This window comes from Sphaerotilus uruguayifluvii (genome assembly GCF_013294065.1).
GTDB classification, from domain to species: domain Bacteria; phylum Pseudomonadota; class Gammaproteobacteria; order Burkholderiales; family Burkholderiaceae_C; genus Sphaerotilus; species Sphaerotilus uruguayifluvii.
The window spans coordinates 331,963-358,533 of record NZ_JABSNM010000001.1 but is presented as its reverse complement, the minus strand read 5'-3'; the positions used below and the strand labels follow the sequence as shown (position 1 = coordinate 358,533).

Sequence of the window (26,571 nt, the reverse complement as noted above, 5' to 3'; positions counted from 1 at the left end):
CTCATGGCCGGCCCAGCATCAGCGTCACGCCCGGCCGCCCCAGCGGGGCCCAGGTCAGGCCGAGATAGAGCGGCCCCAGCCCGGTGTCGGCGGCGACGAAGGCGCTGGTGCCCCAGCGCAGCTGCGACAGCCGCATCGAGGCCGGCGCCAGCCAGGCATTGCCCGCCTCCAGCGTCACGCCGGCGAAGATGCCGCGGGTGAGCACCGGCTGACCGGTCAGCCGCACCGACCAGGTCAGCCGCGCCAGCAGCGTGTCGTTGCCGGAGAGCTGGTCGCTCTCGTAGCCCGAGAGGTTGTGGAAGCCGCCCAGCAGGTAGTGCCCGGCGACCCCGTCGGGCTGGGGCTGGCGCGCATGGCGCAGCTTCAGCGTCGTCTCCAGCGTCTGGCGGCCGGCGCTGGCGACGCGGGTCAGGTCGGCCTCGACCCGGTGGAAGGGACCGAAGTCCTCGCCGGAGGCGGTGTCGTAGACGCGGCGCCGGCCGGTCTGCGCCGCCAGCCGCACCCGCCAGCCCTGGCGCGGAAAGCTCGCGTGGTCGAGCTGGTCCATCACCAGCGTGGTCTGCAGCGCCTGCTCCTCGGCGCGCAGCGCCTGCAGCACCGTGCCGGTGCGGGACGCGCCGACGGCATCCTGGCTTTCCGGCTGCACCCGCAGCAGCTGCTGCGTCAGGCCCACGCGCCACTCGCCGAGCTCGCCCAGCGGCTGGCCGAGGTCGACGCCCACCTCGGCGGCGGCCCGGAGCTGGCGGCCGGCGACCACCGGATCGCGGCCGCTGTCGGTGGCGCCGACCGGCTCGTACAGCGTCTGGCGCCGGCGCGACGCGTCGCCGTGCAGCGCGACGAACCAGTCGCTGGCCGGGCCGCTGCCCGCCCCCAGCGGCACGTACAGCTCGCTGAACCAGCGCGGCACCGAGCCGATCTGGATGCGGTTGCGCCACTCGCTGCCGCTGTCGTCGAGCCAGTGGCGGTTGTGGCTGAGCAGCGCGTTGAACTCGCCCCGGCCGGCGAAGTCGCTCTGCAGCGCCAGCCCCAGGCGGAAATAGTTCGGGCCCCAGGGCTTCTCCTCGACGCGGTAGACCAGGCCGGTGCCGGCCGGCAGGTCCTCGACACGGTAGTCGACATGCAGATAGTCGCCGCTGGCGGCCAGCACCCGGCTGTCGCGCTCGACCCGCTCGACCGAGAAGTCCTGGCCCGGACGCACCGTCATCACCGGCGAGAGCCGCTGCGGCTGCGTCAGATCCTGGCCCTCGAAGCGCACCGAGGCGATCGGCTCGGGCGGATCGCCCGGGCGAGCCTGCGCGCGGCGGTGCGCGAGCCAGTCGGCCTCGCCGAGCCGCAGCGCCGCCAGCCGCGGCAGCATGCGCTCGGCATGCTCCTCGCCGGCAGCGACCAGGTCGGCCGCGCGGTCGAAGCTCGCCGAGGTCAGCCGCCCCAGCGGCGGCGCGATCAGCACGTCGCGCGCCGGATCGAGCAGCGCCAGCGAGCGCTGCACGTTCTGCTCGGTCAGGATGTTGATCATCTGCGTCGTCACGCCGGTGACGGTGCCCAGCGTGTCGCGCCCGGCCAGCGGCGTGCCGATGTTGACGGCGATGATCAGGTCGACGCCCATCGCTCGCGCGACGTCGACCGGCAGGTTGTCGACCAGCCCGCCGTCGCCGAGGATGCGCCCGTCGACCTCGATCGGCGCGAACACGCCGGGCACCGACATGCTCGCGCGCAGCGCCTGTGCCAGGTCGCCGTCGCGGAAGACCACCGCCTCGCCCGATTCCATGTCGGTGGCGACCGCGCGGAACGGGATCGGCAGGCCATCGAAGCTCGGCGCGCGGCGCACCGCCAGCGTGTGGCGGCGCAGCAGCAGCTCGAGCTCGCGGCTTGACACCGAGCCGATCGGCAGCATCGGCTCGCTGCCGATGCGGCTCAGGCCGACCTCGATCGCCGGCGAGATCTCGAAGTCCTCCTCCTTGCGGCGCTGGCTCAGGCTCTCGCGCGGCAGCCGGTTGGCGAACATCGCACCCCAGTCGATCGCGCCCAGCTCGCGCTCCATCTCGACCGCGCCCATGCCGCTGGCGTACAGGCCGCCGATGATCGCGCCCATCGAGGTGCCGGCGATCGCGTCGACAGGAACGTGCGCACGCTCGAAGACCTTCAGCACGCCGACATGGGCCAGGCCGCGTGCGCCCCCGCCCGACAGCACCAGCCCGACGCGCGGGCGCCCGAGCTGCGGCCCGGCCAGCTCGACCGGTCCCGGCGGCAGCGCCGCCGCGGCCGCGACCGGCTCAGGATCCGACGCCGATCCCGGATCGGGCTGGCCGACCTGGGCCCGCACCGGCACGGCCGCCAGCACGCCGCCCAGCAGCAGCGCGGCCGCCGCGGCCGGCAGGCACCGGAGCCGGCGCAGGCGCCGGGCCAGAACAGACGACATCAGCCCCATCATGGGGCCGGATTGTGCCGCCGGCCCGGACGGGCCGGTTCGCGTGTCCGCGCGTCAGAGCGTGGCCGCGCCGACGCCGCCGGAGCGGGCCTCGCGCTGGCCGGCGCAGCCGATGCAGCGCAGCGCCTGCGGCTGCACCTTCAGCCGCTCGAGCGCGATGGCCTCGCCGCAGTCGACGCACTGGCCGTAGTCGCCGGCGTCGAGGCGCTGCAGCGCCTGGCCGATCGTGGCCAGCTCGAGCCGCACCTGATCGGTGAAGGCCAGATCGACCTCGCGGTCGGCGGCGTGCTCGCGAGCATCGTCGCTGTCCTGCTGCAGCAGCTCGCGCGCATGCTGGGCGCGGCTCTCGCCGCCGGTGTGCAGCGCCAGCGAGTCCAGCAGCGCCTGACGGCGCGCCAGCAGCACCTCGCACAGCGAACCCCGCTGCGCGGCATCGAGCGCGGCAGCGGCGGAAACGGGGGAACGGGCAAGCGTGGTCATGGCGTCGGATCTCCTGGACAGCGGCGAGCAGCACCCGCCTCGCGACCATCGTCGCACCGTCGCGGTGCGGCCAGACTGATCCCGCTCAAGCCGCGCGACCTGCGCGAGGCAGACTGCCCCGGCCTGGGCGGGCAGCCTGCCCGGGACGGCCGGCCGGCCCGCGCGCTCCAATCCCGGCGTGATCCACCCCGAGAGGAGACTGCCCATGCCCCCCGCCCGCTTCGATGACCGCCAGGTGCGCTGGATGCCCTTCGGCGACATGCCACACTTCCTGTTCTCGATCCTGCACATCGACGAGCCGCGCGGCATCGCCGACGTGCTGTTCCGCTTCTCGGCCGGGCAGCAGATCGTGCTGCACCGCCACCTCGCCGCCAACCACACCTTCGTGATCCAGGGCGAGCACCGGCTGTACGAGGCCGACGGCGCGCTGCGCGAGATCCGCCCGGCCGGCACGCTGACCGTCTCGCCCGCCAGCGAGGTGCCGCACCGCGAGGGCGGCGGCCCGGACCAGGACGCGATCGTGCTGTTCAGCATGCGCCCGGAGCCCGGCCAGAAGCTCTACGAGATCCTGGCCGACGACGGCACGGTGATCGCCGACATCACGCTCGACACGCTGCGCGCCATTCGCGCTGCCTAGTCGCGCTGCCTAGAATCGGGCTCATGCTGAGCCTGCCCGAACCCGCCCCCACCGGCACGCTGCCGGATGCCTGCGACGTGCTGATCATCGGTGCCGGCCCGTCCGGCAGCGCCTGCGCCACGGTGCTGGCCGGCGCGGGGCTGCAGGTCTGCCTGGTCGACCAGCATGACTTTCCCCGGGACAAGGTCTGCGGCGACGGGCTGATCCCGGACGCGCACGCGGCGCTGGCCCGGCTGGGCCTGCTCGACGAGGTGATGCGCCATGCGACGCGGGTCAGCCATGTGCGCTGCGTGGCGCCACGCGGCGGGCAGGTCGACGTGCCCGGCACGCTGGCGGTGCTGCCGCGCCGGCAGCTCGATTTCCTGCTGGTGCGGCACGCCGAGCACGCCGGCGCGCGGCGGGTCACGCCGGTGCGCTTCGATGCGGTGATCGAGGCCGGCGGCCGGGTCGTCGGCGCGCGGCTGCGCCAGGGCGACCTGACGCACGAGGTGCACGCGCGCTGGGTGGTGCTGGCCACCGGCGCCACGGTCGGGCCGATGGTCGCCACCGGCCTGTGCACCCGGCGCACGCCCAGCGGCATCGCGCTGCGCGGCCATGTGCGCAATCCGGCGCTGGCCGGGCAGCTCGCGACGATGGACGTCGTCTGGGACCGCGCGCTGCGCCCGGGCTACGGCTGGATCTTCCCCTGCGGCGAGGCAACCTGGAACATCGGCGTGGGCGCCTTCTTCCGCCGCGGCGACGACGGCCGCGACCGCGCTGCCGACGCCAACCTGCGCCAGATGTTCGACGACTTCACCCGGGTCTACGAACCGGCGCGCCGGCTGATGGATGGCGGCGAGCTGCTGGGCGGCCTGAAGGGCGCACCGCTGCGCTGCACGCTCGAGGGCGCACGGCACGAGGGCCGCGCCGGCCTGATCGCCACCGGCGAGGCGCTCGGCTCGACCTACGACTTCACCGGCGAGGGCATCGGCAAGGCGCTCGAGACCGGCATCCTGGCCGCCGACACGCTGCTGGCGGGCGAGCGCACCGGCCGGGACGAGGCGGCGATCCGGCAGGACTACGCGACCCGGCTGGCGGCGCTGAAGCCGAAGTTCGCGCTCTACGAGCGGGCCAACAGCGTCAACCGCCACCCCTGGCTGGCCGATCTGGTCATCTGGCGCGCCCGCCGCAGCCCGCGCCTGCTGCGGCGCATGAGCGGCGTGCTCGACGAGACCGCCAATCCCGGCCATCTGGTGTCGCTGCGCGGCATGCTGCGGCTGCTGACCCGCTGAGCGGATCGCCGGCCCAGCCCCCTCCCGCCCGGGCGCGGGCTCCAGTTTCCGGCGCCATGGCCGATGTCCCGCCAGGGACAGACGGGCCTCGGCCCCGGCATCATGAGCAGCACACCGCACCCGCCCCAGGCCGACGACGCCTGGGAGCGCAGCCTGATCGACATGCATTACGAGGAGTCGCCGCTGACGCTCGGCTCCGGCATGGTCGTGGCCGCGGCCGTCGGTCTGGTGATCCGCGACTCGGTGCCGGGCCCGGCGCTGCCGGCCTGGGTGCTGATGACCGAGCTGGTGATGGCGGCCCGCCTCGCGCTGACCTGGTTCTATCTGCGCGGCGGCGGCCGGCGGCGCTGGAGCAGCCCCACCTGGCGCCACATCGCGCTGGTGCAGACCGTCTTCAGCGGCCTGGCCTGGGGCGCGCTCGGCCTGTTCTTCGGGCAGAGCGCGAACCCGCTGCACCAGATCATCATCCTGTTCACGCTGATGGGCGTGTGCGCCGGCAGTGCCGCGCTGACCGGCATGGTGCAGGGCACGCTGCCGGTCTTCGGCACGCTCGCGCTCGGGCCGCTGTCGATCTCGCTGGTGCTGGCGGGCGACTCGGCCCACCTCTTCCTCGGCCTGGCGCTGCTGTGGTACCTGCATCTGGTGATGGTCAAGGGCCCCGGGCGCACCAGCCGCGCGATGCAGGCGCTGCACGACGGCCGGCGCGACCGCGAGCTGCTGGTCAGCCGGCTCGAGGACGCCGAGCGGGTCGGCCGCATGGGCCATGTGCTGTGGGACCACCGCGCGCGGACCGCGACGCTGTCGGCGCATGCACGGCGCCAGTTCGGCATCGACAGCGAGACGGTCGGCGACCTGTCGCCGCTGTGGGCCCGCGTCGTCGCCTGCGACCGTGACCGGGTGCAGGCGCTGACCCGCGAGGCGATGCAGCGCGGCGAGGCCGAACTGCACTTCGACACCCGCATCGACGGCCCCGACGGCCTGCGCGACCTGCGCGTCGTGCACCGCTTCGAGTACGGGGCGGACGGGCGCGCGCGCTTCACGATGACGACGACGCAGGACATCACCGAGCTGAAGACCACCCAGCGCGACCTGCACGACCTGGCCTTCCGCGACACGCTGACCGGCCTGATCAACCGCGCCGGCTTCCAGGCGCGGCTGCGCGAGCAGCCGGTCAGCTCGGTGCTGATGCTGGACCTGGACCATTTCAAGAACGTCAACGACACGCTCGGCCACGCCGCCGGCGACCGGCTGCTGGTCGCCGCGGCGCAGCGCCTGCTGCGCTGCCTGCGCGAGCGCGACACGGTGGCGCGCCTGGGGGGCGACGAGTTCGCGGTGCTGGTGCACAACGCGCTCGAGCGCGAGACGCTCGAGCGCATCGCCCGGCGCATCGTCGAGGCGCTGTCCCAGCCCTACGAGATCGACGGCCAGGAGGTCTTCGTGTCGGCCAGCATCGGCATCGCCACGGTGGGCGAAGGTCAGACGCTGTCGGAGCCGGAACTGCTGATGCGCCAGGCCGACACCGCGCTGTTCGAGGCCAAGGCGCGCGGCCGTTCGCGCCACGAGTTCCACTCTGAATCGCTGTCGGAGCGCGCTCGCGAGCGCCTCGCGCTCGAGGCCGACCTGCGCCGCGCGATCGCCGAGGGCCAGTTCGAGCTCCACTACCAGCCCAAGGTCGGCCTCGGCGACGCGCACATCGTCGGCGCCGAGGCGCTGCTGCGCTGGAAGCATCCGGAGCGCGGCATGGTGCCGCCCGACCGCTTCATCCCGGTGGCCGAGGACTGCGGCCTGATCGTGCCGATCGGCACCTGGGTGCTGCAGCAGGCCTGCGCCGCCGCGGCCGCCTGGAACCGCGAGCGCCCGGCCGGCGATCCGCTGCGCATCGCCATCAACCTGTCGCCGCGCCAGTTCATGAACCATGACCTGGTGCAGACGGTGCGCGATGCGCTCGACGCCAGCGCCTGCCGCCCGGAGTGGATCGAGCTGGAGATCACCGAGCGGCTGCTGCTCGACGAGCGCAACCAGGCCGAGGACATCCTCAACGGCCTGCGCGCACTGGGCCTGACGCTGGCGATCGACGACTTCGGCACCGGCTATTCGGCGCTGGGCTACCTGACGCGCTACCCGATCGGCACGCTGAAGATCGACAAGTCCTTCATGCGCGACATCACCACCCGGCCGGACCGCGCCGGCATCGTGCGCGCGATCATCCTGATGGGCCACAGCCTGAAGCTCGGCCTGGTCGCCGAGGGCGTCGAGACCGAGGAGCAGGCCGCCTTCCTGCGCGAGCAGGGCTGCGAGCTGGCGCAGGGCTGGCTCTACGGCCGCCCGATGCCGCCGCAGGCCTTCGGCGAGCATGTCGCCGCACGGATCACGCCGGCTGTCCCGGCGCCGCTGCTGCCCGCATGACGATGCGGTGCACCAGGTGGAGCTTGCGCACCACCGCCGGCGCCAGCACGAAGGGATAGAAGTCCGGCTCGCCCATGCTGCGCGAGAGCTCGTTGAGCAGCGCGGTCAGCTCGACCCAGGCGTTGACCAGGCGCAGGAAGTCCGCATCGGGCGACTCCAGCACCGTGGCGTCGAACAGCGCCACGTCGACCTCGACATCGTCGGCGTCCAGCCCGAAGCTCAGGCCGGTGTCGAGCGTGTCGACCATGTGCAGGTAGTGCGCCCAGGTCTCGGCCCAGTCCTCCCACGGGTGGCTGGCGGCGTAGGCGCTGACATGCCACTGCGCCCAGTCCGCCGCCGGACCGAGCCGGTAGTGGCGCTCCAGCGCCGCGCCGTAGTCGGCCCGCTCGTCGCCGAAGGCGGCACGAAACGGACCGATCCAGTCGCTGCCGGCCACCAGGCGGTCCCAGTAGTAATGGCCGACCTCGTGGCGCAGGTGGCCCAGCAGCGTGCGATAGGGCTCGCGCAGGCTGGCGCGGATGCGCTCGCGCGTCGGGTCGTCGGCCTCGTCGACGTTGAGCGTGACGATGCCGCCGGCGTGGCCGGTCATCACCGGCACGCCGCCGACCGGGCGCAGGAAGTCGAAGGCCAGACCGCGCGCGGTGTCCTCACCGCCGGCACCGGCCAGGCGCGACTGCACCGGCAGCCCCAGCGCCAGCAGCTGCGACACCAGCCGGCGCTTGGCCTGCTCGATCAGGCCCCAGTCGCGCTGGTTGGTCTCGAAGGTCTGGTCCGGTATGACGCGGTTGAGCCGGCAGGCGATGCAGAACGCCGGCCGCTCGCCCGCGCCGGTGCGCTCCTCGTCGGGCACCAGCCAGTTGCAGCCGGCCGCCGACACCGCGTTGGCGCAGCGCCGCCAGCGCCGCGCCGAGCGCAGGTGCAGCGCAGAGGCCGGCCGCGCCTCCAGCCACAGGCCGGCGTCCTCGCGGTCGGGCTCCAGCGCCAGCAGCGTGCGCCCGGCCGGATCGAAGCCCAGGCCGCGGCCGCAGGCCAGGCAGGTGCTGTTACGGAAGAACACGGCCGCGCCGCACAGGCAGCGGTACGCGCGAGGTGTCCGCGGCTGGCGCTGCGTGCGCCAGCGGTCGGCGATCTGTCGTCCCAGCCGCGACAGGAATCCGTCCATCATTGCGTCCTTCATCCCCAGGCTCCCCCGGCACTGAAAATCATGTCCGGCATGTTAGTGTCTCGAGCCATGTGTCAGCTGCTCGGCCTCAACGCGAACACCCCGACCGATCTGGTCTTCAGCTTCACCGGCTTCGCCCATCGGGCCGTCGAGCACCGGGACGGCTTCGGCATCGCCTTCTTCGAGGGCGCGGGCCTGCGCCTGTTCGTCGACCACCAGAGCGCGGCCGAGTCGCCGGTGGCGGCGATGATCCGCCACTACCCGATCCGCAGCCGCCACATCGTCACCCACATCCGCAAGGCCACCCAGGGCCGGGTCGCGCTGGAGAACACCCACCCCTTCGTGCGCGAGCTCTGGGGCCGCTACTGGGTCTTCGCCCACAACGGCAATCTGGTCGACTACCGCCCCAAGCTGCACGCCAGCTTCCACCCGGTCGGCGACACCGACAGCGAGCGCGCCTTCTGCTGGCTGATGCAGGAGCTGGCGAAGAACCACGCGCGCATGCCCAGCATCCCTGACCTGACGCAGACGCTGGCCGAGCTGGCCCCGCAGATCGCCCGCCACGGCACCTTCAACTTCCTGCTCAGCCAGGGCGAGGCGCTGTGGGCGCACTGCACCACCAAGCTGCACTACGTGCTGCGCCGCCACCCCTTCGCGGACGCGCAGCTGCAGGACGCCGACCTGACGGTCGACTTCGCCGAGCACACCACGCCGCAGGACCGCGTCGCCGTCGTGGTGACCGAGCCGCTGACCACCAACGAGGCCTGGGTGGCACTCGCGCCGGGCGAGCTGGCGGTGTTCGTCGATGGAGACCGACTCGGATGATGGCCTACCTGCTGCGCCGCCTCTGGCAGATGGTGCCGACGCTCGCAGGCGTCGTGCTCGGCGTGTTCTTCCTGTTCAAGGGCTTCGGCGGCGATCCGGCCGAGATCCTCGCCGGCCTGAACGCCTCGCCCGAGCAGGTCGAGCAGATCCGCGATCAGCTCGGCCTGAACCGTCCGGTCTGGGAGCAGCTGGCGATCTTCGTCGGCCAGATCCTGCACTTCGACTGGGGCAAGAGCTGGGCCACCAACGAGCCGGTCGCGCAGCTCTTCGCCACCCGGCTGCCGGCGACGCTGACGGTGATGACGCCGATCCTGGTGCTCGACGCGCTGCTGGCGATTCCGTTCGCGCTGGCGGTGGCCGCCGTGCGCGGCTCGCTGACCGATCGGGCGATCATGGTGGTCACCACCGTGGCGCTGTCGATCAGCTTCCTGGTCTATGTGATCGTCGGCCAGTGGCTGTTCGCCTTCCAGCTCGGCTGGTTCCCGGTGCAGGGCTGGACGGGCAGCGTCTGGACCAACCTGACGACCTACGCGCCGCTGCCGGTGCTGCTGGCGGTGATGGTGGGCCTGTCGCCGCAGATGCGCCTGTACCGCAGCTTCTTCCTCGACGAGATCGGCCAGGACTATGTGCGCACCGCGCGCGCCAAGGGCCTGGGCGAGCGTGCGGTGCTGATGCGCCATGTGCTGCGCAACGCGCTGATCCCGATCCTGACCAATGTGTCGATGCAGCTGCCCGGCATCTTCGTCGGCTCCTTCCTGATCGAGGTCTTCTTCTCCATCCCCGGCATCGGCCGCGAGGTGATGCTGGCGGTCAACCGCAGCGACTACCCCGTCATCCAGGCGGTGACGATCTATCTGGCGGTCATCACGATGCTGATCAATCTGCTCACCGACCTGCTCTACAAGGCGGTCGATCCGCGGGTGACGCTGAAATGAGCGCTCCCTCCGAAGGCGTCTGGGCGCTGGCGGCGCGGCGGCTGCGCGGCGACCGCGTCGGCATGACGGCGATCGTCGTCGTGGCGCTGTATGCGCTCCTGGTGCTGGCGGCCGTCACCGGCCTGGCCGGCGCGCACTGGCAGCAGGAACGCGGCGTGTCCTACGCGCCGCCCACGCTGCTGGGCCCCGCTGCGCCCGCGCTGCCGATGCCGGGGCTGCCGGCGCCTTCGGCCAGCGCGCCGCTGCTCGACCTCTCCAGCGTCGACCCGCTCGCCCCGCGCTACCGCGAATGGGACGAGGCCACCGTGCGCCAGTCGGTCGAGACGACGACACCGGCCGAGACGCTGCCGCTGGGCGGCGACCGGCTCGGCCGCAGCGTGCTCGACAAGGCGATCAAGGGCTCGCAGATCTCCATCCTGGTCGGCGTGCTGGCGGCGGTGGTGGCCGCGGCGATCGGCACGGTGCTGGGCGCCCTGGCGGGCTTCCTCGGCGGGCGCGTCGGCGACCTGCTGGAGTGGGTCTACAACGTCTTCACCTCGATTCCCGGCATCCTGCTGATCTTCGCCTTCGCGGCGGTGGCCGGGCGGGGTGTGACCAGCGTGGTGCTGATCCTCGGTCTGACCGGCTGGACCGGCATCTACCGGCTGGTGCGCGCCGAGTTCATGAAGCACGCCGCGCGCGACTATGTGCGCGCCGCCGAGGCCATCGGCGCCAGCCGCACGCAACGCATGTTCCGCCACATCCTGCCCAACGTCAGCCATGTGGTGCTGGTGCAGCTCTCGATCCATGTCGTGGGCTTCATCAAGTACGAGGTCATCCTGTCCTACCTGGGCCTGGGCGTGAGCGTCGACCAGGTGAGCTGGGGCACGATGCTGGCCGAGGCGCAGAGCGAGCTGATCCTGGGCTACTGGTGGCAGATCGCCACCGCCACCACCTTCATGGCGGTGTTCGTCACCGCCTTCTCGCTGATGACCGACGCGCTGCGCGACGCGCTCGATCCGAAGCTGCGCGGGCTGGAGGGCTGACGCGATGGACCTGCCGATCCCGAACCTCGCCCTGCCCGCCAGTCTGGCGCGCCCGGATGCACCACTGCTGCGCATCGAGGACCTGCGGGTGCGCTTTCGCCTCGGCCGCGAGGCGGGGCCGGGCAGCGCGCCGCGCTGGGGCCGCGCGGTCGGTGGCGAGGCGCCCGGCAGCGGCCTGCACCTCGACATCCCGGCCGAGACCACCGTCGCGCTGGTCGGCGAGTCCGGCTCGGGCAAGAGCGTGACGGCGATGTCGATCCTGAACCTGCTGCCCGACAACGCCGAGCGCAGCGGGCGCATCCTCTGGGACGGCCGCGACCTGCTCGGCGCGACGCCGGCCGAGCTGCGGCGCCTGCGCGGGCGCCAGATCGCCTGCGTGTTCCAGGACCCGATGGGCTCGCTGAACCCGGTCTTCACCGTGGGCGCGCAGATCGCCGAGCCGCTGCGGCTGCACCTGGGCCTGAGCCGGCGCGCCGCGCTGGCGCGGGCCGAGGAACTGCTCGCCGAGGTCGGCCTGCCCGAGCCGCGCCGGCGGCTGTCGGCCTATCCGCACGAGCTCTCGGGCGGGCAGCAGCAGCGGGTGATGATCGCCATGGCGCTGGCCTGCGAGCCGCGCCTGCTGATCGCCGACGAGCCGACCACCGCGCTCGACGTCACCATCCAGCGCCAGATCCTGGAGCTGCTCGAGCGGGTGCAGCGCGAGCGGCGCATGAGCCTGCTGTTCATCAGCCACGACCTCGGCGTGGTCGGCGAGATCGCCGACCGGGTGGTGGTGATGCGCCACGGCCAGGTGCGCGAGCAGGGCCCGGTCGAGGCGATCTTCACCGCGCCGCAGGACGCCTACACCCGCGCGCTGCTGGCCTGCCGGCCGACGCTCGACAGCGACACCCCCCGGCTGGCGGTCATCGACGACCACCTCGCCGGCCGCGCGCCCGCCCCGGCCCGCCGCCCCCGCCCCGAATCGGCCGACGACGCGCCGGTGCTGATCGAGGCGTGCGGCCTGGGCAAGTCCTTCTTCTTCCGCGAGGGCCTGTGGCGCCGGCGCGAGTTCAAGGCGGTGCAGGACGTGAACTTCCGGCTGCGGCGCGGGCGCACGCTGGGCGTGGTCGGCGAATCGGGCTCGGGCAAGACGACGATGGGCCTGACGCTGCTGCGGCTGCACGAGGCCAGCGCCGGGCAGGTGCTGTTCGACGGCGAGGACCTGTTCGCGCACCAGGGCCCGGCGCGACAGGCGCTGCGCCGGCGCATCCAGATCGTGTTCCAGAACCCGTACGCGTCGCTGAACCCGCGCTTCACCATCGGCCAGACGCTGCTGGAGCCGATGCAGATCCACGCCCTCGGCGCCGACGACCGCGAGCGCAAGCGCAGGGCGCTGGCGCTGCTCGAGCGCGTCGGGCTGGACGCCACGGCGTTCGGCAAGTACCCGCACGAGTTCTCCGGCGGCCAGCGCCAGCGCATCGCCATCGCGCGCGCGCTGACGCTCTCGCCCGAGGTGCTGGTGCTCGACGAGGCGGTCTCGGCGCTGGACGTCTCGGTGCAGGCCCAGGTGCTCAACCTGCTGAAGGACCTGCAGGACGAGCTGGGCCTGGCCTATGTCTTCATCAGCCACGATCTGGCCGTCGTGCGCTTCATGGCCGACGAGCTGCTGGTGATGAAGGACGGCCGCGTCGTCGAGCAGGGCGAGACCCGCGCGCTGCTGGCCGCACCGCGCCAGGACTACACGCGGCGGCTGCTGGCGGCGGTGCCACGCGGCCTGGCAGGACGCACGAACTGAACCGCGGAACACATCGGATTTTCTGGGTCGGGATGGCTGCGTTCATCGCCCGATGCGCCCCGGGCCAGCCTTGCGAACATCGACAGGCATCAACCCGCAAGGAAGTTCCCTCCCATGAAGCCCCGCTGGACCGACTGGCTGGCCGCCGCCGCCCTGGCCCTGGCATTGAGCGCCGGAGCCGCCGTCTCGACCACCGACGACCTGCCGCTGCTGGCGCAGTCGCGCTGAGCCCCCCGGCATCCGACCGCACTGCCCGGTCGGTTCCGCCCTCTTCGGAAAGAATGCGTGAACTTCTGCGCGAGGGGTCACGGCGGTTGCAAGATGACGCAGCCATGTCGGCCCGAGACGCGTACGCTAGACCTGTCGATTGGCAACGACGGGAGACCCACCATGAAGTTCCGCTGGTCCGAATGGCTGACCGCCGCCGCCCTGATTTTCGCCTTCAGCGCATACGCCGGTGCCGATGAGGGCACCGAATCGCCGGCCGAACCGGCCGTGCAGCCGGCTCGCTGAAGGCCCGCGTCCGAGCAACTCCTCCTCAGAGAAGCCTTGGGGACTGGGCTCAGTCCCAGGGAGGCGGGCGTTCCGGGCCAGAGAGAGCGAGCACCCGGTCACCCCGTCCCGCCTCCCTTCTTTTTTTGCGCGCCGCTCCGCCGCCGACGGCCTGCGCCGACCTCGCGCCTGATCTCCCCGGCCCTGGCCTCCCGTTTCCGCCGACCGCTCCACAGGGGCTGCGGTATTCTCGCGGCCACTTCCGCGCCCGGCCCGCGCCGCGCCGGCCCTCCCTCCCCTGCCGCTGACCGCGACCCATGAGCATGAGCACCCGCGCCGCCATCGCCGCCTCGATCGCCTACGACACCATCATGGTGTTCGAGGGCCAGTTCACCGACCACATCCTTCCGGACCAGATCCACAAGATCAACCTGTCCTTCCTGTCGCCGCGCATGCGCCGCGAGTACGGCGGCTGCGCCGGCAACATCGCCTACAACTACGCGCTGCTCGGCGGCGAGGCGGTGCCGATGGGCATGGTCGGCGACGACTTCGGCCCCTACCGCGAGCACTACCAGCGCTGCGGCATCGACCAGCGCGCGATCCGCGTCGCCGCCGACAGCTACACCGCGCAGTGCTTCATCGTCACCGACCTGTCGAACAACCAGCTCGCCGGCTTCCACCCCGGCGCGATGGGTCGCTCGGCCGAGATCGCGCTGGCCGAGGCCGGCGAGGTCGCGGTCGGCCTGGTCGGCCCGGACGCGCCCGACGCGATGCAGCAGCACAGCCGCGAGATGGCCGAGGCCGGCCTGCCCTTCATCCTCGATCCCGGCCAGAACATCGTGCTGTTCAGCGGCGAGCAGCTGCTGGAGATGATCGACCGCGCGCCGGTGCTGGTCTGCAACGACTACGAGGCCGAGCTGATCTGCGACAAGACCGGCCTGACGCTGGCCGAGCTGGCCGCGCGGGTCGACACGCTGATCGTCACCCGCGGCGCCGAGGGCTCGGTGGTCTGGCAGGGCGGCGCCGAGCAGGCCATCGCGCCGGTGCCGGCCGCCGCCGTCAAGGACCCGACCGGCTGCGGCGACGCCTACCGCGCCGGCCTGCTGCTGGCGATGGCCACCGGCCGCCCGCTGCTCGACGGCGCGCGCCTGGGCAGCGTGCTGGGCTCGATCAAGATCGCGGTGCAGGGCTGTCAGAATCACCGTCCGACGCGCGAGGAGATCCGCGCGCAGTTCGAGCAGCATTACGGCGCCTGGCCGTTCTGAGGTCGGCCGCTGCCGCGCTGACCGCGGCAGCCCGGCGCCCTGATCCCGCGATCCAGGAGACGCCGATGAGTGAGCCTTTCGCCGCGACCGCCGCCGACGTGCTGGTGGTCGGCAGCCTGAACATGGACCTGCGCATCCGCACGCCGCGCCTGCCCGCCCCGGGCGAGACGCTGACCGGCAGCGGCTTCGACACCGACGGCGGCGGCAAGGGCGCCAACCAGGCGGTGGCCGCCGCACGCCAGGGCGCCCGGGTGGCGATGCTCGGCGCGGTCGGGCAGGACGCCCACGGCGCGGCGCTGCTCGCGGCGCTGCAGGCCGACGGCATCGACACCCATGCGGTCGAGCGCATCGCAGGCACGCCCAGCGGCACCGCCGCCATCCTGCTGATGCCCGACGGCGAGAACAGCATCGTCGTCATTCCCGGCGCCAACCATGCGCTGACGCCCGAGCGCGTGCGCGCGCAGGCCGCGCGGCTGCGCCAGGCCCGCGTGGTGGTCGCGCAGCTCGAATGCCCGCTCGACGCGGTGACCGAGGCGCTGGCGATCGCGCGCGAGGCGGGTGCAGTCACGGTGCTCAACGCCGCGCCGGTGCAGCCGCTGGACGATGCGCTGCTCGGCCAGCTCGACTGGCTGGTGGTCAACGAGATCGAGGCGGCGGCGCTGGCCGGCACGCCCGTTCCCGGCCCGACCGAGGCGCGCGCGGTGGCCGAGCAGCTGCGCCGGCGCGGCCCGCGCCAGGTGCTGGTGACGCTCGGCGCCGAGGGTCTGGTGCTGGCCGGCCCCGAAGGCACGCTGGCGCTGCCGGCGCCGCGGGTGCAGGCGGCGGACACCACCGGCGCCGGCGACACGGTGGTCGGCGCGCTGGCGGCCGCGCTGGCCGCCGGCCGGCCGCTGCGCGAGGCGCTGACCCGCGCCCAGGCCGCCGCCGCGCTGGCCGTCACCCGGCTCGGCACCCAGTCGGCGATGCCGACGGCCGCCGAGGTCGATCGCCTCGTCGCCGACCTGCACCTTCAGGGAGACACCCCGTGAACCGCACCCGCATCCTCTTCGACACCGATCCGGGCATCGACGACGCGATGGCGCTGGCGATGCTGGCGCTCGATCCGCGCGCCGAGCTGGTCGGCATCACCACCGTCTTCGGCAACGTGCCGATCGAGCTGACCACCCGCAACGCGCTGGCGCTGCGCGAGCGCTTCGGCATTCCGGAGGTGCCGGTGGCGCGCGGCGCGGCGCGGCCGCTGGTGAAGCCGGCCGGCGACTTCGCCGACTTCGTGCATGGCGCCAACGGCCTGGGCAACGTCGAGCTGCCCGAGCCCGGCGGCGCGCTCGATCCGCGCCCGGCCGCGCAGTTCATCGTCGAGATGGCACGCCGGCATTCGGGCGAACTGGTGCTGGTGCCGGTCGGGCCGCTGACCAATCTGGCGCTGGCACTGCAGCTCGACCCGGAGCTGCCCCGCCATGTGCGCGAGGTGGTGCTGATGGGCGGTGCCTTCGGCACGCACGGCCACGGCGGCAACATGTCGCCGGTGGCCGAGGCCAACATCTTCAACGACCCGCATGCGGCCGACCTCGTCGCCACCGCGCCGTGGCCGGTGACCTTCGTCGGCCTGGACGTGACGCACGAGGTGGTGATGACGACCGGCTACCTCGACGAGCTGGGCGCGCGCGGCGGCCCGCACGGCGCCTTCCTGCGCGACATCACCCGCTTCTACGAGGCCTTCTACGAATTCCGCACCGGCGGCGGCATCTGCTGCCATGACGCCACCGCGGTGGCCTTCGCGCTCGATGCCTCGGCCTTCACCCGCCGGCCGGGCGCGGTGCGTGTCGTGACCGAGGGGCTGGCGGCCGGCCAGACCATCCAGTCGGTGCGCGGCAGCCGCTTCCCCGCCACCGACTGGGACGGCCGCCCCGAGCAGCAGGTCTGCACCGGCGTCGACGTCGCGCGGGTGCTGGCCGACTTCCGCCGGCTCTTTCCCGGCTGAGGCATGAAAAAAGCCCGGCCGGGGCCGGGCTTCGTCAGGCCGGAAGCCGAGGCTCCCGGTCAGGCCGCGATCACGGCTTCTCGCCGGTCGGGAAGGGCCAGGCGGCCTTCGGGTTCAGCGTCGTCTTGGCGGTCGTCGACGGTGCGGCGGCGGTCGCGCTCTTCTTCGCGGCCTTCTTCGCCGGCTCGGCCTTCTTCAGCGCGGGCTTCGGAGCGGCCGCCTTCTTCGGCGCAGCCTTCTTGGCCGCCGGCTTGGCTTCCTCGACCACCGGAGCGGGGGCCGGTGCCGGTGCCGGCTCGGCGGCGACGGCCGGAGCCGCAGCCTTCTTCGGCGCCGCCTTCTTCGCGGCAGCCTTCTTGGCCGCCGGCTTGGCCTCCTCGACCACCGGAGCGGGGGCCGGTGCCGGCTCGGCGGCGACGGCCGGGGCCGCAGCCTTCTTCGGCGCCGCCTTCTTCGCGGCAGCCTTCTTGGCCGCCGGCTTGGCTTCCTCGACGACCGGAGCGGGGGCCGGAGCCGGTGCCGGCTCGGCGGCGACGGCCGGAGCCGCGGCCTTCTTCGGCGCCGCCTTCTTCGCGGCAGCCTTCTTGGCCGCCGGCTTGGCTTCCTCGACCACCGGAGCGGGGGCCGGTGCCGGTGCCGGTGCCGGCTCGGCGGCGACGGCCGGAGCCGCGGCCTTCTTCGGCGCCGCCTTCTTCGCGGCAGCCTTCTTCACCGGCTTGGCGGTCTCGGCCACCGGAGCCGGCGCGGGCGCCGGGGCAGGGGCTGCAGCGACCGTCTCGACGACGGCCGGGGCGGCGGCCTTCTTCGTGGTCTTGCGGGCGGGCTTCTCGGCCGGGGCTGCGGCCGGGGTTGCCGCGACAGCCTTCGGGGCCGCAGCCGTCTTCTTCGTTGCCATCACAGTTCTCCTAGATGAGATTGACATTGCGCACCCGACCGGCCGCGGGAAAGAGGACCGGGGGTGATCATCGGTCCGTGCGGCTGTGCAGCACAGGCGCGCGGGATCCGTGAACGGGAGGGAATCGAGAGGCGGACGAAGGGCGGCAGCGGCACGGCAGGCTTCAGTCCCAGGACAGGGCGCCGCCCGACTGATACTCGATCACGCGGGTCTCGAAGAAGTTGCGCTCCTTCTTCAGGTCGATCATCTCGCTCATCCACGGGAAGGGGTTCTCCTCGTTCGGGAAGAGCTCGTCGAGACCGATCTGGGTCGCGCGGCGGTTGGCGATGAAGCGCAGGTAGCCCTTGAACATCGACGCGTTCAGGCCCAGCACGCCACGCGGCATGGTGTCCTCGGCGTAGCGGTATTCCAGGTCGACGGCCTTCAGGAACAGCGCCTTGATCTCGTCCTTGAACTCCGGCGTCCACAGATGCGGGTTCTCGAGCTTGATCGCGTTGATCAGGTCGATGCCGAAGTTGCAGTGCATCGACTCGTCGCGCAGGATGTACTGGTACTGCTCGGCAGCCCCGGTCATCTTGTTCTGGCGGCCTAAAGCGAGGATCTGCGTGAAGCCGACGTAGAAGAACAGGCCTTCCATCAGGCAGGCGAAGACGATCAGCGACTTCAGCAGCGTCTGGTCCGCCTCGGGCGTGCCGGTGACGAAGTTCGGATCCATGATCGCGTCGATGAACGGGATCAGGAACTCGTCCTTGTCGCGGATCGAGGCCACCTCGTGGTAGGCGTTGAAGATCTCGCTCTCGTCCAGGCCCAGCGACTCGACGATGTACTGGTAGGCGTGCGTGTGGATCGCCTCCTCGAAGGCCTGGCGCAGCAGGAACTGGCGGCACTCCGGGGCGGTGATGTGGCGGTAGGTGCCCAGCACGATGTTGTTGGCCGCCAGCGAGTCGGCGGTCACGAAGAAGCCGAGGTTGCGCTTGATGATGCGGCGCTCGTCGTCGCTCAGGCCGTTCGGATCCTTCCAGAGCGCGATGTCGCGGCTCATGTTCACTTCCTGCGGCATCCAGTGGTTGGCGCAGGTGGCCAGGTACTTGTCCCAGGCCCACTTGTACTTGAACGGAACGAGCTGATTGACGTCGGTCTGCCCGTTGATGATGCGCTTGTCGGCGATGTTGACGCGACGCTGGCTCACGCCCTCGGCGGCCGCCGATCCATCGCGATCGAGGGACGACTGGGCGGGGGTCGAGGGGGTGGGCGTGGAGGAGAGCGGAGTGTCTTCCCAGACCAGCATGTCTGACATGTCTGACTTCCTAGTGGGGGTGAATTATCGGAACCTTGCCCGCAAACACCAAGCATTTCTTCGGGGAAATGGCGGATGCGCGGGCCGGTTTCACCACGGGGTCACGCCCCGCGGCGGGTTTCTTTCATTGCGACGGCGGCCGGGGCCGCCGCTGGTCACTGGCAGGCTTCGCAGCCGGGGTCGTCGATGGCGCAGAACTTGACGTCGGTGGCCGGCGTCGAGGCGCCGGCTGCCGCGGCCATCTGCGCCTGCGCAGCGGCAGCGGCCTTCTCCATCGCGCTCTGGCCGGTGCTGCTGCCGCCGGCGCTGACCGCGTTGAGCTGGCCGGCGCGGCCGGTCGACTTCTCGGCGTGCGTGGCGCCCATCGTGCGCAGGTAGTAGGTGGTCTTCAGGCCGCGGATCCAGGCGAGCTTGTAGGTCTCGTCGAGCTTCTTGCCCGAGGCGCCGGCCATGTAGATGTTCAGGCTCTGCGCCTGGTCGATCCACTTCTGGCGACGCGAGGCGGCCTCGACCAGCCAGCGCGGCTCGACCTCGAAGGCGGTCGCGTAGAGCTGCTTGAGCTCCTCGGGCACGCGGTCGATGCGGCGCAGCGAGCCGTCGAAATGCTTCAGGTCCATGACCATGATGTCATCCCACAGGCCGAGCTTCTTCAGGTCGCGCACCAGGTACTCGTTGACCACGGTGAACTCGCCCGACAGGTTCGACTTGACCGAGAGGTTGCCGAAGCACGGCTCGATCGAGGCGTCCACGCCGATGATGTTCGAGATGGTCGCGGTCGGGGCGATGGCCACGCAGTTGGAGTTGCGCATGCCGTTGTCGCGGATGCGCAGGCGCAGCGCCTCCCAGTCCAGGGTCGACGAGGTGTCGGCCTCGACGTAGCCGCCGCGGGCCTCGGCCAGCAGCTTGAGCGAGTCCAGCGGCAGGATGCCCTTCGACCACAGCGAGCCGTCGTAGCTCGCGTAGCGGCCACGCTCGGCGGCCAGCTCGGTCGAGGCCCAGTAGGCGTGGTAGCAGATCGCCTCCATCGAGCGGTCGGCGAACTCGACCGCCGCCTGCGAGGCGTAGGGCACGCGCAGCTGGTAGAGCGCGTCCTGGAAGCCCATCAGGCCCAGGCCGACCGGGCGGTGCTTCAGGTTCGAGTTGCGGGCCTTGGCGACGGCGTAGTAGTTGATGTCGATGACGTTGTCGAGCATGCGCATCGCCACCGACACCGTCTTCTTCAGCTTGGCCTGGTCGAGCACCTTGGCGCCGTCCGCGCCGGTCGTCAGGTGGTGCGCCAGGTTGACCGAGCCGAGGTTGCAGACCGCGATCTCCTGGGCGTTGGTGTTCAGCGTGATCTCGGTGCAGAGGTTGCTCGAATGCACCACGCCGACATGCTGCTGCGGCGAGCGCAGGTTGCAGGCGTCCTTGAACGTGATCCACGGATGGCCCGTCTCGAACAGCATCGTCAGCATCTTGCGCCACAGGTCGACCGCGCGCACCCGCTTGAAGAGCTTGATCTCGCCGGCGCGGGTCTTCTCCTCGTAGGCCGTGTAGGCGCGCTCGAAAGCGGTGCCGAACAGGTCATGCAGGTCCGGGCAGGTCGACGGGCTGAACAGCGTCCACTCGCCGCCCTCCATCACGCGCTTCATGAACAGGTCCGGAATCCAGTTCGCGGTGTTCATGTCGTGGGTGCGGCGGCGGTCGTCGCCGGTGTTCTTGCGCAGCTCCAGGAACTCCTCGATGTCGAGGTGCCAGGTCTCGAGGTACGCGCAGACCGCGCCCTTGCGCTTGCCGCCCTGGTTGACCGCGACGGCCGTGTCGTTGACCACCTTCAGGAAGGGCACGACGCCCTGCGACTCGCCGTTGGTGCCCTTGATGTGCGAACCCAGGGCGCGCACCGGCGTCCAGTCGTTGCCCAGGCCGCCGGCGAACTTCGACAGCAGCGCGTTGTCCTTGATCGCCTCGTAGATGCCGTCCAGGTCGTCGGGCACGGTCGTCAGGTAGCAGCTCGAGAGCTGCGAGCGGCGAGTGCCGGCGTTGAACAGCGTCGGCGTCGACGACATGAAGTCGAAGCTGGAGAGCACCTCGTAGAACTCGATCGCGCGGGCCTCGCGGTCGACCTCGTTCAGCGCCAGGCCCATGGCCACGCGCATGAAGAAGGCCTGCGGCAGCTCGATGCGGGTCTTGCGCACATGCAGGAAGTAGCGGTCGTACAGCGTCTGCAGGCCGAGGTAGTCGAAGTTCATGTCGCGCTCGGGACGCAGCGCGGCGCCCAGGCGCTGCAGGTCGAACTGCAGCAGGCGCTCGTCGAGCAGCTCGGCCTCGACGCCGCGGCGCACGAACTCGGGGAAGTACAGCGGATAGCGCACGCTCATCTCGGCCTGGGTCACGTCGTCGCCCAGCACCTCGCGGCGGATGGTGTGCATCAGCAGGCGGGCGGTGACGCGGGTATAGCCTGGGTCCTTCTCGATCAGCGTGCGCGCGGCCAGGATCGCGGCCTTGTAGACCTCCTCGACCGGCACGCCGTCATACAGGTTGCGGCGCGTCTCGGCCAGCACCGGCGCGGCGGTGACTTCCTCGCCCAGGCCGGCGCAGGCCGACTCGACCAGCGCCTGCAGGCCGCCCTTGTCCAGCGGCTTGCGCTGGCCGTGGTCCTGCACGACCACATCGGCCGGGGCCTGCGCCGGCGCGCGGCCCTGGCTCAGGCGCTCCTGCGAGCGGCGCTCCCGGTACAGCACGTAGGCGCGCGCCACGTCATGGTGGCTGCCGCGCATCAGGCCCAGCTCGACCTGGTCCTGCACGTCCTCGATGTGGAAGGTGCCGCCGCTCGGGCGCGAGCGCAGCAGCGCACGCACCACCGACTCGGTCAGCACGTCGACCGTCTCGCGCACGCTGGCCGAGGCCGCGCCCTGCGCGCCGCGCACCGCCAGGAAGGCCTTCATCAGCGCCACCGCGATCTTGTGCGGCTCGAACGCGACCACCGCGCCGTTGCGGCGGATGATCTGGTAGCCGGCGTAGGCGGAGGGCGACGGCGCGGTCGCGGCAGTCGAGGACGGATCGATGGAGCTGAAGTCGGTTGTCTGCATGGACATGGAGTCTTCCTGGGTTCGTTCCCTGAGGACGTCAGGCGGTCGTCGCCGGCAATGCGCCGCCCCGGTCGACCTGCTGGCGGCGGGCCGTCCTGGACGGTGAAAGGGGGGTGGTTCTGGCTCTGCTGTGCTGGACGCGCGGCCATTCTGCGGAGAGCCCGCAGCCGCGACGGACGCGAGCATAACACTAGCCGTAGTGTCCTGCGATCTGCAAAACACTATGGCTAGTGTCCCTCAGTTCATGTGCCTCTTGACAGGAGCGGCAGGAGCGGCTTGTGCGCGCCGAGGTGGCGCGCCAGCCGGCGCCAGTCGAAGCCTGCGCCCGGATCGTGCTTGCGCCCGGGCGCGACATGCTCGTGGCCGACCGCCTCGAGGATCGGCCAGGCCTGCGCGGCCTGTCTCAGCAGGCGAGCCAGCGCGCGGTACTGGGCGGCACGGAAGGGGTGTCCCTCCAGCCCTTCCAGCTCGATGCCGAGCGAATGGTCGTTGCAGTTGTCGACGCCGCGCCACGACGAGCGCCCGGCATGCCAGGCCCGCCCGTCGACCGCCACGAACTGCACCAGCTCGCCATCGCGCCGGATCAGGAAATGCGCCGACACCTCCAGCCCGGCCAGACCGGCGAAATAGGGATGCGCGGCCGGATCGAGCCGGTTGGTGAACAGCCGCTCGATCGCGTCGCCGCCGTAGCGCCCCGGCGGCAGGCTGATCGAGTGGATGAGCGCCAGCTCGACCGCCCGACCCGGGGGGCGCAGCCCGAAGTTCGGGCTCGGCACCCGGCGCGCGTCGCGGTGCCAGCCGTCCTGCCAGGGCGAGACGGGCGTCGGTGCGGGCTGGCGGCGCCGCGCGGCGACCGGGCTCATGCGCCGCCCTCCTCGCCCTCGTCGCCACCGTCGCCGGCGGCCTGCACGCCCAGCCGGCTCATGCGGTAGCGCATCTGGCGCAGCGTCAGGCCGATGGCCGCGCCGGCGGCGGTGCGGTTGCCGCGGTGCAGCGCCAGCGCGCGCACCAGCACCTCGCGCTCGACCTCGTCGAGATGGGCCATCAGGTCGCAGGGCAGCGGAGCCTCGCCGGCGCGCACCGGCACGGCGGCCGCCTCGTCCGCCGTGCCGGCGAGCGGCCCCGCCACCGCGGCCGGTCCGCCGCAGTCGCCCAGGCCGAGATCGTCCGCGTCGATCACGCCCCCGCCCGACAGCGCGACGGCGCGGTGCAGCAGGTTCTCCAGCTCGCGCACGTTGCCGGGAAAGTCGTGCGTGGCCAGCCGCGCCAGCGCCGCCGGCGTCAGCCGCGGCGGCGCGACCAGCCCGGACTCGGCCGCGATGCGCGCCAGCACCGCGCCGCACAGCAGCGGCAGGTCGTCGAGCCGCTCGCGCAGCGGCGGCACGCGCAGCTGGATGACGTTCAGGCGGTAGAACAGGTCCTGGCGGAAGCGCCCGGCGCGCACCTCGGCCTCCAGGTCGCGGTGCGTCGCGCTGACGATGCGCACGTCGAGCGCGGTCTCGCCGACCGCGCCGACCGGGCGCACCGCGCGCTCCTGGATCGCGCGCAGCAGCTTGCTCTGCATCGCCAGCGGCAGCTCGCCGATCTCGTCGAGGAAGAGCGTGCCGCCGGCCGCGGCCTGGAAGAAGCCCTCGCGGTCCTCGCTGGCGCCGGTGAAGGCGCCCTTGCGATGGCCGAAGAACTCCGCCTCGAGGAGGTGCTCGGGAATCGCGCCGCAGTTGACCGCGATGAAGGGCTGGGCCGCGCGGTGGCTGACCTGGTGCACCGCACGCGCGACCAGCTCCTTGCCGGTGCCCGACTCGCCGTGCACCAGCACCGGTGCCATGCCGCGCGCGACCTTGCCGATCATCTCGCGCACCTGGCGCATCGCCGCCGACTGGCCCGACAGGCGCTGCAGCGCCGCCGCGGCCGCGCCGGCCGGCGCCGCGGCGGCCGCGGCCTTCGGCGGCGCCGGCACCCGGCCGAGCGCCGAGGCGACGACGCTGCGGAACTGGCGCAGGTCGACCGGCTTGGTCAGATAGTCGAAGGCGCCCGCCTTGAGCGCCTGCACCGCGTTCTCGGCCGAGCCGTAGGCGGTGATGACCAGCGTCTTCTCGGGCCGGCCGGCCTGCTCGAGCCGGCGCAGCAGCTCCAGCCCGTTGCCGTCGGGCAGGCGCATGTCGGTGATGACGGCATCGAAGCGCCGCGCCTGCAGCAGCCCCCAGGCCTCCTCGACGCAGGACGCCGTCTCGACGTCGCAGCCCTCGCGCAGCAGCGCGAGCTCGTAGAGCGTGCACAGGTCCGGCTCGTCGTCGACGACAAGCAGGCGAGGCGGGACGGAAGCCGCCGGCGCGGCGGGAGACGGGGACGGAGGCGGGCTCATGATGCGGAGGGCGGCGTCGACGGTGCCGCCGACGCCAGCGCGACCCGCGGCATCGTGACGACGAAGACATTGCGGTGGCGCGCGCCGGGGCCGCGCGGGCGGAACTCGATCGAGGCGCGGTAGCGCCCGCACAGCTCGCGGCAGATGTACAGCCCCAGGCCGGTGCCGCGGCTGCGCGTCGAGAAGAAGGGCTCGAACAGGTGCGGCTCGACCTCGGGCGAGATCACCTCGCCGTCGCTGGCCACCGACAGCTCGATCAGCCCCTGCGGCCGCGCGCAGGCGCGCACCCAGACCGCATGCGGCTGGCCGCTGCCGTGGCGCAGCGCATTGTCGAGCAGGTTGACCAGCACCCGGCGCAGGTGCTCGACGTCGAAGCGCACCGGCAGCGCCCCGTCGCCCGGATCGACGAAGAGCACCGCGTCGCGCGCGGCGGCGATGCCGGCGGTGCGCGCCCAGTCGGCGCACAGCGCCGCGACCTGCGCGCCCAGGTCGATCACCGGCGCCTCGCGCGGCGCGCCCGGCGAGACCTCGGCGACATCGTCGACGATGCGCTGCAGCCGCACGACGTTATCGGCGACGATGCGCGCCAGCCGCTGCTGCGCCGGATCGCCGGACAGGTCCTCGGCCAGCAGCGCGTTGGCCTGCGCGATCGCCGCCAGCGGATTGCGGATCTCGTGCGCGATGCCGGCCGAGACCCGGCCCATCGCCGCCAGCCGCTCCTGGCGCTCGCGCGCGCGCAGCGTGCGCACGTCCTCGAGAAAGAGCACGCACAGCGCCTCGCCGGAGCGGGCGCGGCGCCGGGTGAAGCGCATGCGCAGCCGCAGCGGCCGCTCCTGCGCATGGCGCTCGTCGCCGCCGGGCCCGGGCAGCTTCAGCGCCAGCTCGCGCCCGGACTCCGGCCAGGCCCCGTCGGCGAAGGCCTGCACCAGCGCGTCGCGCATCGGCTGCCAGGCCGGCAGCAGGTCGAGGTCGAAGGGCTCGAAGCGCGCGCCCATGCGCGCGCCGATCAGCTGCAGCGCCGCCGGATTGGCCGCCTGGATGCGGCCGCGGCGGTCGGCGACCATCACGCCGTCCTGCATCTCCTCGATCATCAGCCGGTTCAGCCGCGCCTGCTGGCGGGCCAGCTCGAGCGTGCTGCGCGCGGCCAGCTCCTGGCGCGCCAGGCGGTCGGCCAGCTCGCCGGCCAGCGCCGCGGCGGTCAGCACGCCGCCGCCGGCGATGCCGGCCTGCATCATCGCGGTGGCCAGCTCCGCCGGCGAGCTGGTGCTCCACCAGGCCGCCACCAGCATCAGCAGCGCCGCCGTCGAGGCCACGCCGAGCGCCGGCCGGCGCGGCATCAGCGTCGCGGCCATCAGCACCGGCAGCATGTACAGCGCCACCGCGTTGACCGACGCCCCGGACAGCGCCAGCAGCAGCGTGAAGGCGCTCAGGTCGACCGCGACGGTGGCCATCGCCCAGCGCCCGCGCAGCCGGCCCGAGGCCGCCATGTAGCCGTCGGGCGGCACCGGCCAGGCCAGCACCGCCAGCGCCGCCGCCACCTGCAGCGCGCACACGCCCAGCGAGGGCCACTGCGAGCGCCCGCCCAGGTAGACCACCACCAGCACCTGGATGCCCAGCAGCAGCAGCCCGAGCAGCGTGCGCGCGATCGAGAAGGCGCGGAACAGCCGCAGGAAGGGCGCCGGCGGCTCGCGGCGGCGCCGCTCCGGGGGCTCGTGCTCGCGCTCGCCGGCGGCCTGCGCGGCGTCGGCGCCGGTGCCCTCCCCGCTCGCGGCGGCGCGAGATGCGTTCCGGCGCACGAAGGGCGCCACCGGCGGCAGCCCCGGCGAGGACGGGCCGTCCGCCTGCAGGCCGGTGCTGTCGGGCCGGCTGTCGGGCGGCAGGTCGGTGTCGAGCGGAGAGCCGCGGTCCAGGCCGAAGGCCATCGTCGCGAACCAGGGGCTGCCGCGCTTCGCGCCGGGACGGGCCGTGCTGTCGCTCATCGCCACACCGGCCGGCCGCTCAGCGGCGGGCGTAGGGCGCGCGCGGACCGGCCAGGCGGTGCAGGCGGCCGCAGTAGGCCTGGCCCTCGTGCTCGAGCGCCTCGGCCTGCGGCAGGTGCAGGCCGCAGTGCGCGCAGCGCACCATGGTCTGCAGCGCGGAGCCCGCGCCGGCCGGACCTGCGGCCGGCGCGCGCGCCGACCCGCCGGCATCGCGCCGCGCCCCGCCGCGCAGCCACCACACGAATGCCAGCCCCAGCATCACCATCAGCAGCAGCTTGCCCATCGGCCC

General features: G+C 72.5%; 21 protein-coding genes. 11 read left to right on the top strand and 10 right to left on the bottom strand.

What is annotated here, in order from left to right:
* Window position 1 precedes the first annotated feature (1 nt).
* Window positions 2-2,419, bottom strand: a complete 2,418-nt coding sequence (locus tag HNQ01_RS01565; protein ID WP_217427361.1) for a patatin-like phospholipase family protein — start codon at window positions 2,417-2,419, stop codon at window positions 2-4.
* A gap of 63 nt (window positions 2,420-2,482) precedes the next feature.
* Complete coding sequence (locus HNQ01_RS01560) at window positions 2,483-2,908, bottom strand: TraR/DksA family transcriptional regulator (protein WP_173803546.1); 426 nt, start codon at window positions 2,906-2,908, stop codon at window positions 2,483-2,485.
* Window positions 2,909-3,113: 205 nt separating this feature from the next.
* Here HNQ01_RS01560 and HNQ01_RS01555 point away from each other — a divergent pair, with 205 nt between their 5' ends.
* The 3 genes from HNQ01_RS01555 to HNQ01_RS01545 all read left to right on the top strand — a co-directional run bounded on the left by HNQ01_RS01555 (window position 3,114) and on the right by HNQ01_RS01545 (window position 7,222).
* A complete protein-coding gene (locus HNQ01_RS01555; RefSeq protein ID WP_037483281.1) occupies window positions 3,114-3,545 on the top strand; it encodes a cupin domain-containing protein in 432 nt (143 codons plus the stop codon).
* A 23-nt stretch (window positions 3,546-3,568) separates the two neighbouring features.
* The gene (locus HNQ01_RS01550) at window positions 3,569-4,816 is read left to right on the top strand and encodes an NAD(P)/FAD-dependent oxidoreductase (protein WP_173803545.1); all 1,248 of its coding nucleotides are present in this window, start codon (window positions 3,569-3,571) and stop codon (window positions 4,814-4,816) included.
* Between the two features lie 102 nt (window positions 4,817-4,918).
* Window positions 4,919-7,222, top strand: coding sequence for a putative bifunctional diguanylate cyclase/phosphodiesterase (locus tag HNQ01_RS01545; protein WP_173803544.1), 2,304 nt, complete (start codon window positions 4,919-4,921; stop codon window positions 7,220-7,222).
* On the opposite strand, the gene HNQ01_RS01540 is transcribed toward HNQ01_RS01545, so the two are convergent.
* Window positions 7,185-8,384, bottom strand: a complete 1,200-nt coding sequence (locus HNQ01_RS01540; protein ID WP_173803543.1) for a zinc-binding metallopeptidase family protein — start codon at window positions 8,382-8,384, stop codon at window positions 7,185-7,187. The two genes, HNQ01_RS01545 and HNQ01_RS01540, sit on opposite strands and share 38 nt — an antisense overlap.
* 69 nt (window positions 8,385-8,453) lie before the next feature.
* On the opposite strand from HNQ01_RS01540, the gene HNQ01_RS01535 reads away from it, so the two are divergent.
* The 8 genes from HNQ01_RS01535 (at window position 8,454) to HNQ01_RS01505 (ending at window position 16,681) form a co-directional block, all read left to right on the top strand.
* Window positions 8,454-9,209, top strand: coding sequence for a class II glutamine amidotransferase (locus tag HNQ01_RS01535; protein WP_173803542.1), 756 nt, complete (start codon window positions 8,454-8,456; stop codon window positions 9,207-9,209).
* Window positions 9,206-10,144, top strand: a complete 939-nt coding sequence (locus HNQ01_RS01530) for an ABC transporter permease (RefSeq protein ID WP_173803541.1) — start codon at window positions 9,206-9,208, stop codon at window positions 10,142-10,144. Before HNQ01_RS01535 ends, HNQ01_RS01530 begins: the two co-directional genes overlap by 4 nt.
* The gene (locus tag HNQ01_RS01525) at window positions 10,141-11,169 is read left to right on the top strand and encodes an ABC transporter permease (protein WP_173803540.1); all 1,029 of its coding nucleotides are present in this window, start codon (window positions 10,141-10,143) and stop codon (window positions 11,167-11,169) included. Before HNQ01_RS01530 ends, HNQ01_RS01525 begins: the two co-directional genes overlap by 4 nt.
* A 4-nt stretch (window positions 11,170-11,173) precedes the next feature.
* Window positions 11,174-12,943 carry an ABC transporter ATP-binding protein gene (locus tag HNQ01_RS01520; RefSeq protein ID WP_173803539.1) on the top strand — a complete coding sequence of 590 codons (1,770 nt, stop codon included), beginning with the start codon at window positions 11,174-11,176 and terminating at the stop codon, window positions 12,941-12,943.
* Window positions 12,944-13,333: 390 nt separating this feature from the next.
* The gene (locus HNQ01_RS22275; protein ID WP_286180386.1) at window positions 13,334-13,456 is read left to right on the top strand and encodes a hypothetical protein; all 123 of its coding nucleotides are present in this window, start codon (window positions 13,334-13,336) and stop codon (window positions 13,454-13,456) included.
* Window positions 13,457-13,752: 296 nt separating this feature from the next.
* Window positions 13,753-14,700: a carbohydrate kinase family protein gene (locus tag HNQ01_RS01515; RefSeq protein ID WP_353621618.1), complete on the top strand. Its 948-nt coding sequence runs from the start codon at window positions 13,753-13,755 to the stop codon at window positions 14,698-14,700.
* 65 nt (window positions 14,701-14,765) lie between these two features.
* On the top strand, window positions 14,766-15,728 hold the full coding sequence (rbsK, locus tag HNQ01_RS01510; protein ID WP_173803538.1) for a ribokinase: 963 nt from the start codon (window positions 14,766-14,768) through the stop codon (window positions 15,726-15,728).
* Complete coding sequence (locus tag HNQ01_RS01505) at window positions 15,725-16,681, top strand: nucleoside hydrolase (RefSeq protein ID WP_353621617.1); 957 nt, start codon at window positions 15,725-15,727, stop codon at window positions 16,679-16,681. Before rbsK ends, HNQ01_RS01505 begins: the two co-directional genes overlap by 4 nt.
* Before the next feature lie 70 nt (window positions 16,682-16,751).
* On the opposite strand, the gene HNQ01_RS01500 is transcribed toward HNQ01_RS01505, so the two are convergent.
* The 7 genes from HNQ01_RS01500 to HNQ01_RS01470 form a co-directional block, all read right to left on the bottom strand.
* Entirely contained in the window at window positions 16,752-17,576 is an 825-nt protein-coding gene (locus tag HNQ01_RS01500) for a hypothetical protein (RefSeq protein ID WP_173803537.1), read from the bottom strand.
* Window positions 17,577-17,739: 163 nt separating this feature from the next.
* The gene (locus HNQ01_RS01495; protein ID WP_173803693.1) at window positions 17,740-18,864 is read right to left on the bottom strand and encodes a ribonucleotide-diphosphate reductase subunit beta; all 1,125 of its coding nucleotides are present in this window, start codon (window positions 18,862-18,864) and stop codon (window positions 17,740-17,742) included.
* Between the two features lie 164 nt (window positions 18,865-19,028).
* Window positions 19,029-21,941: a ribonucleoside-diphosphate reductase subunit alpha gene (locus HNQ01_RS01490; protein WP_434801476.1), complete on the bottom strand. Its 2,913-nt coding sequence runs from the start codon at window positions 21,939-21,941 to the stop codon at window positions 19,029-19,031.
* 242 nt (window positions 21,942-22,183) lie between these two features.
* Window positions 22,184-22,804: a 1,6-anhydro-N-acetylmuramyl-L-alanine amidase AmpD gene (gene ampD / locus HNQ01_RS01485; RefSeq protein ID WP_173803535.1), complete on the bottom strand. Its 621-nt coding sequence runs from the start codon at window positions 22,802-22,804 to the stop codon at window positions 22,184-22,186.
* Entirely contained in the window at window positions 22,801-24,303 is a 1,503-nt protein-coding gene (locus HNQ01_RS01480; protein ID WP_173803534.1) for a sigma-54-dependent transcriptional regulator, read from the bottom strand. The genes ampD and HNQ01_RS01480 overlap by 4 nt, the downstream gene beginning before the upstream one ends.
* Window positions 24,300-26,282 carry an ATP-binding protein gene (locus HNQ01_RS01475; RefSeq protein ID WP_173803533.1) on the bottom strand — a complete coding sequence of 661 codons (1,983 nt, stop codon included), beginning with the start codon at window positions 26,280-26,282 and terminating at the stop codon, window positions 24,300-24,302. The genes HNQ01_RS01480 and HNQ01_RS01475 overlap by 4 nt, the downstream gene beginning before the upstream one ends.
* Window positions 26,283-26,301: 19 nt before the next feature.
* Entirely contained in the window at window positions 26,302-26,565 is a 264-nt protein-coding gene (locus HNQ01_RS01470; RefSeq protein WP_173803532.1) for a PP0621 family protein, read from the bottom strand.
* Between the last annotated feature and the right edge of the window lie 6 nt (window positions 26,566-26,571).

Excerpts from the sequence above, each read along its gene's own strand:
- HNQ01_RS01490 (WP_434801476.1), bottom strand. The coding sequence starts at position 21,941 with ATGCAGACAACCGACTTCAGCTCCATCGATCCGTCCTCGACTGCCGCG.
- HNQ01_RS22275 (WP_286180386.1), top strand. The coding sequence starts at position 13,334 with ATGAAGTTCCGCTGGTCCGAATGGCTGACCGCCGCCGCCCTGATTTTC.
- HNQ01_RS01525 (WP_173803540.1), top strand. The coding sequence starts at position 10,141 with ATGAGCGCTCCCTCCGAAGGCGTCTGGGCGCTGGCGGCGCGGCGGCTG.
- ampD (WP_173803535.1), bottom strand. The coding sequence starts at position 22,804 with ATGAGCCCGGTCGCCGCGCGGCGCCGCCAGCCCGCACCGACGCCCGTC.
- HNQ01_RS01565 (WP_217427361.1), bottom strand. The coding sequence starts at position 2,419 with ATGTCGTCTGTTCTGGCCCGGCGCCTGCGCCGGCTCCGGTGCCTGCCG.
- rbsK (WP_173803538.1), top strand. The coding sequence starts at position 14,766 with ATGAGTGAGCCTTTCGCCGCGACCGCCGCCGACGTGCTGGTGGTCGGC.
- HNQ01_RS01535 (WP_173803542.1), top strand. The coding sequence starts at position 8,454 with ATGTGTCAGCTGCTCGGCCTCAACGCGAACACCCCGACCGATCTGGTC.
- HNQ01_RS01495 (WP_173803693.1), bottom strand. The coding sequence starts at position 18,864 with ATGCTGGTCTGGGAAGACACTCCGCTCTCCTCCACGCCCACCCCCTCG.
- HNQ01_RS01515 (WP_353621618.1), top strand. The coding sequence starts at position 13,753 with ATGAGCATGAGCACCCGCGCCGCCATCGCCGCCTCGATCGCCTACGAC.
- HNQ01_RS01540 (WP_173803543.1), bottom strand. The coding sequence starts at position 8,384 with ATGGACGGATTCCTGTCGCGGCTGGGACGACAGATCGCCGACCGCTGG.
- HNQ01_RS01550 (WP_173803545.1), top strand. The coding sequence starts at position 3,569 with ATGCTGAGCCTGCCCGAACCCGCCCCCACCGGCACGCTGCCGGATGCC.
- HNQ01_RS01470 (WP_173803532.1), bottom strand. The coding sequence starts at position 26,565 with ATGGGCAAGCTGCTGCTGATGGTGATGCTGGGGCTGGCATTCGTGTGG.
- HNQ01_RS01520 (WP_173803539.1), top strand. The coding sequence starts at position 11,174 with ATGGACCTGCCGATCCCGAACCTCGCCCTGCCCGCCAGTCTGGCGCGC.
- HNQ01_RS01475 (WP_173803533.1), bottom strand. The coding sequence starts at position 26,282 with ATGAGCGACAGCACGGCCCGTCCCGGCGCGAAGCGCGGCAGCCCCTGG.
- HNQ01_RS01530 (WP_173803541.1), top strand. The coding sequence starts at position 9,206 with ATGATGGCCTACCTGCTGCGCCGCCTCTGGCAGATGGTGCCGACGCTC.
- HNQ01_RS01560 (WP_173803546.1), bottom strand. The coding sequence starts at position 2,908 with ATGACCACGCTTGCCCGTTCCCCCGTTTCCGCCGCTGCCGCGCTCGAT.
- HNQ01_RS01555 (WP_037483281.1), top strand. The coding sequence starts at position 3,114 with ATGCCCCCCGCCCGCTTCGATGACCGCCAGGTGCGCTGGATGCCCTTC.
- HNQ01_RS01545 (WP_173803544.1), top strand. The coding sequence starts at position 4,919 with ATGAGCAGCACACCGCACCCGCCCCAGGCCGACGACGCCTGGGAGCGC.
- HNQ01_RS01500 (WP_173803537.1), bottom strand. The coding sequence starts at position 17,576 with ATGGCAACGAAGAAGACGGCTGCGGCCCCGAAGGCTGTCGCGGCAACC.
- HNQ01_RS01480 (WP_173803534.1), bottom strand. The coding sequence starts at position 24,303 with ATGAGCCCGCCTCCGTCCCCGTCTCCCGCCGCGCCGGCGGCTTCCGTC.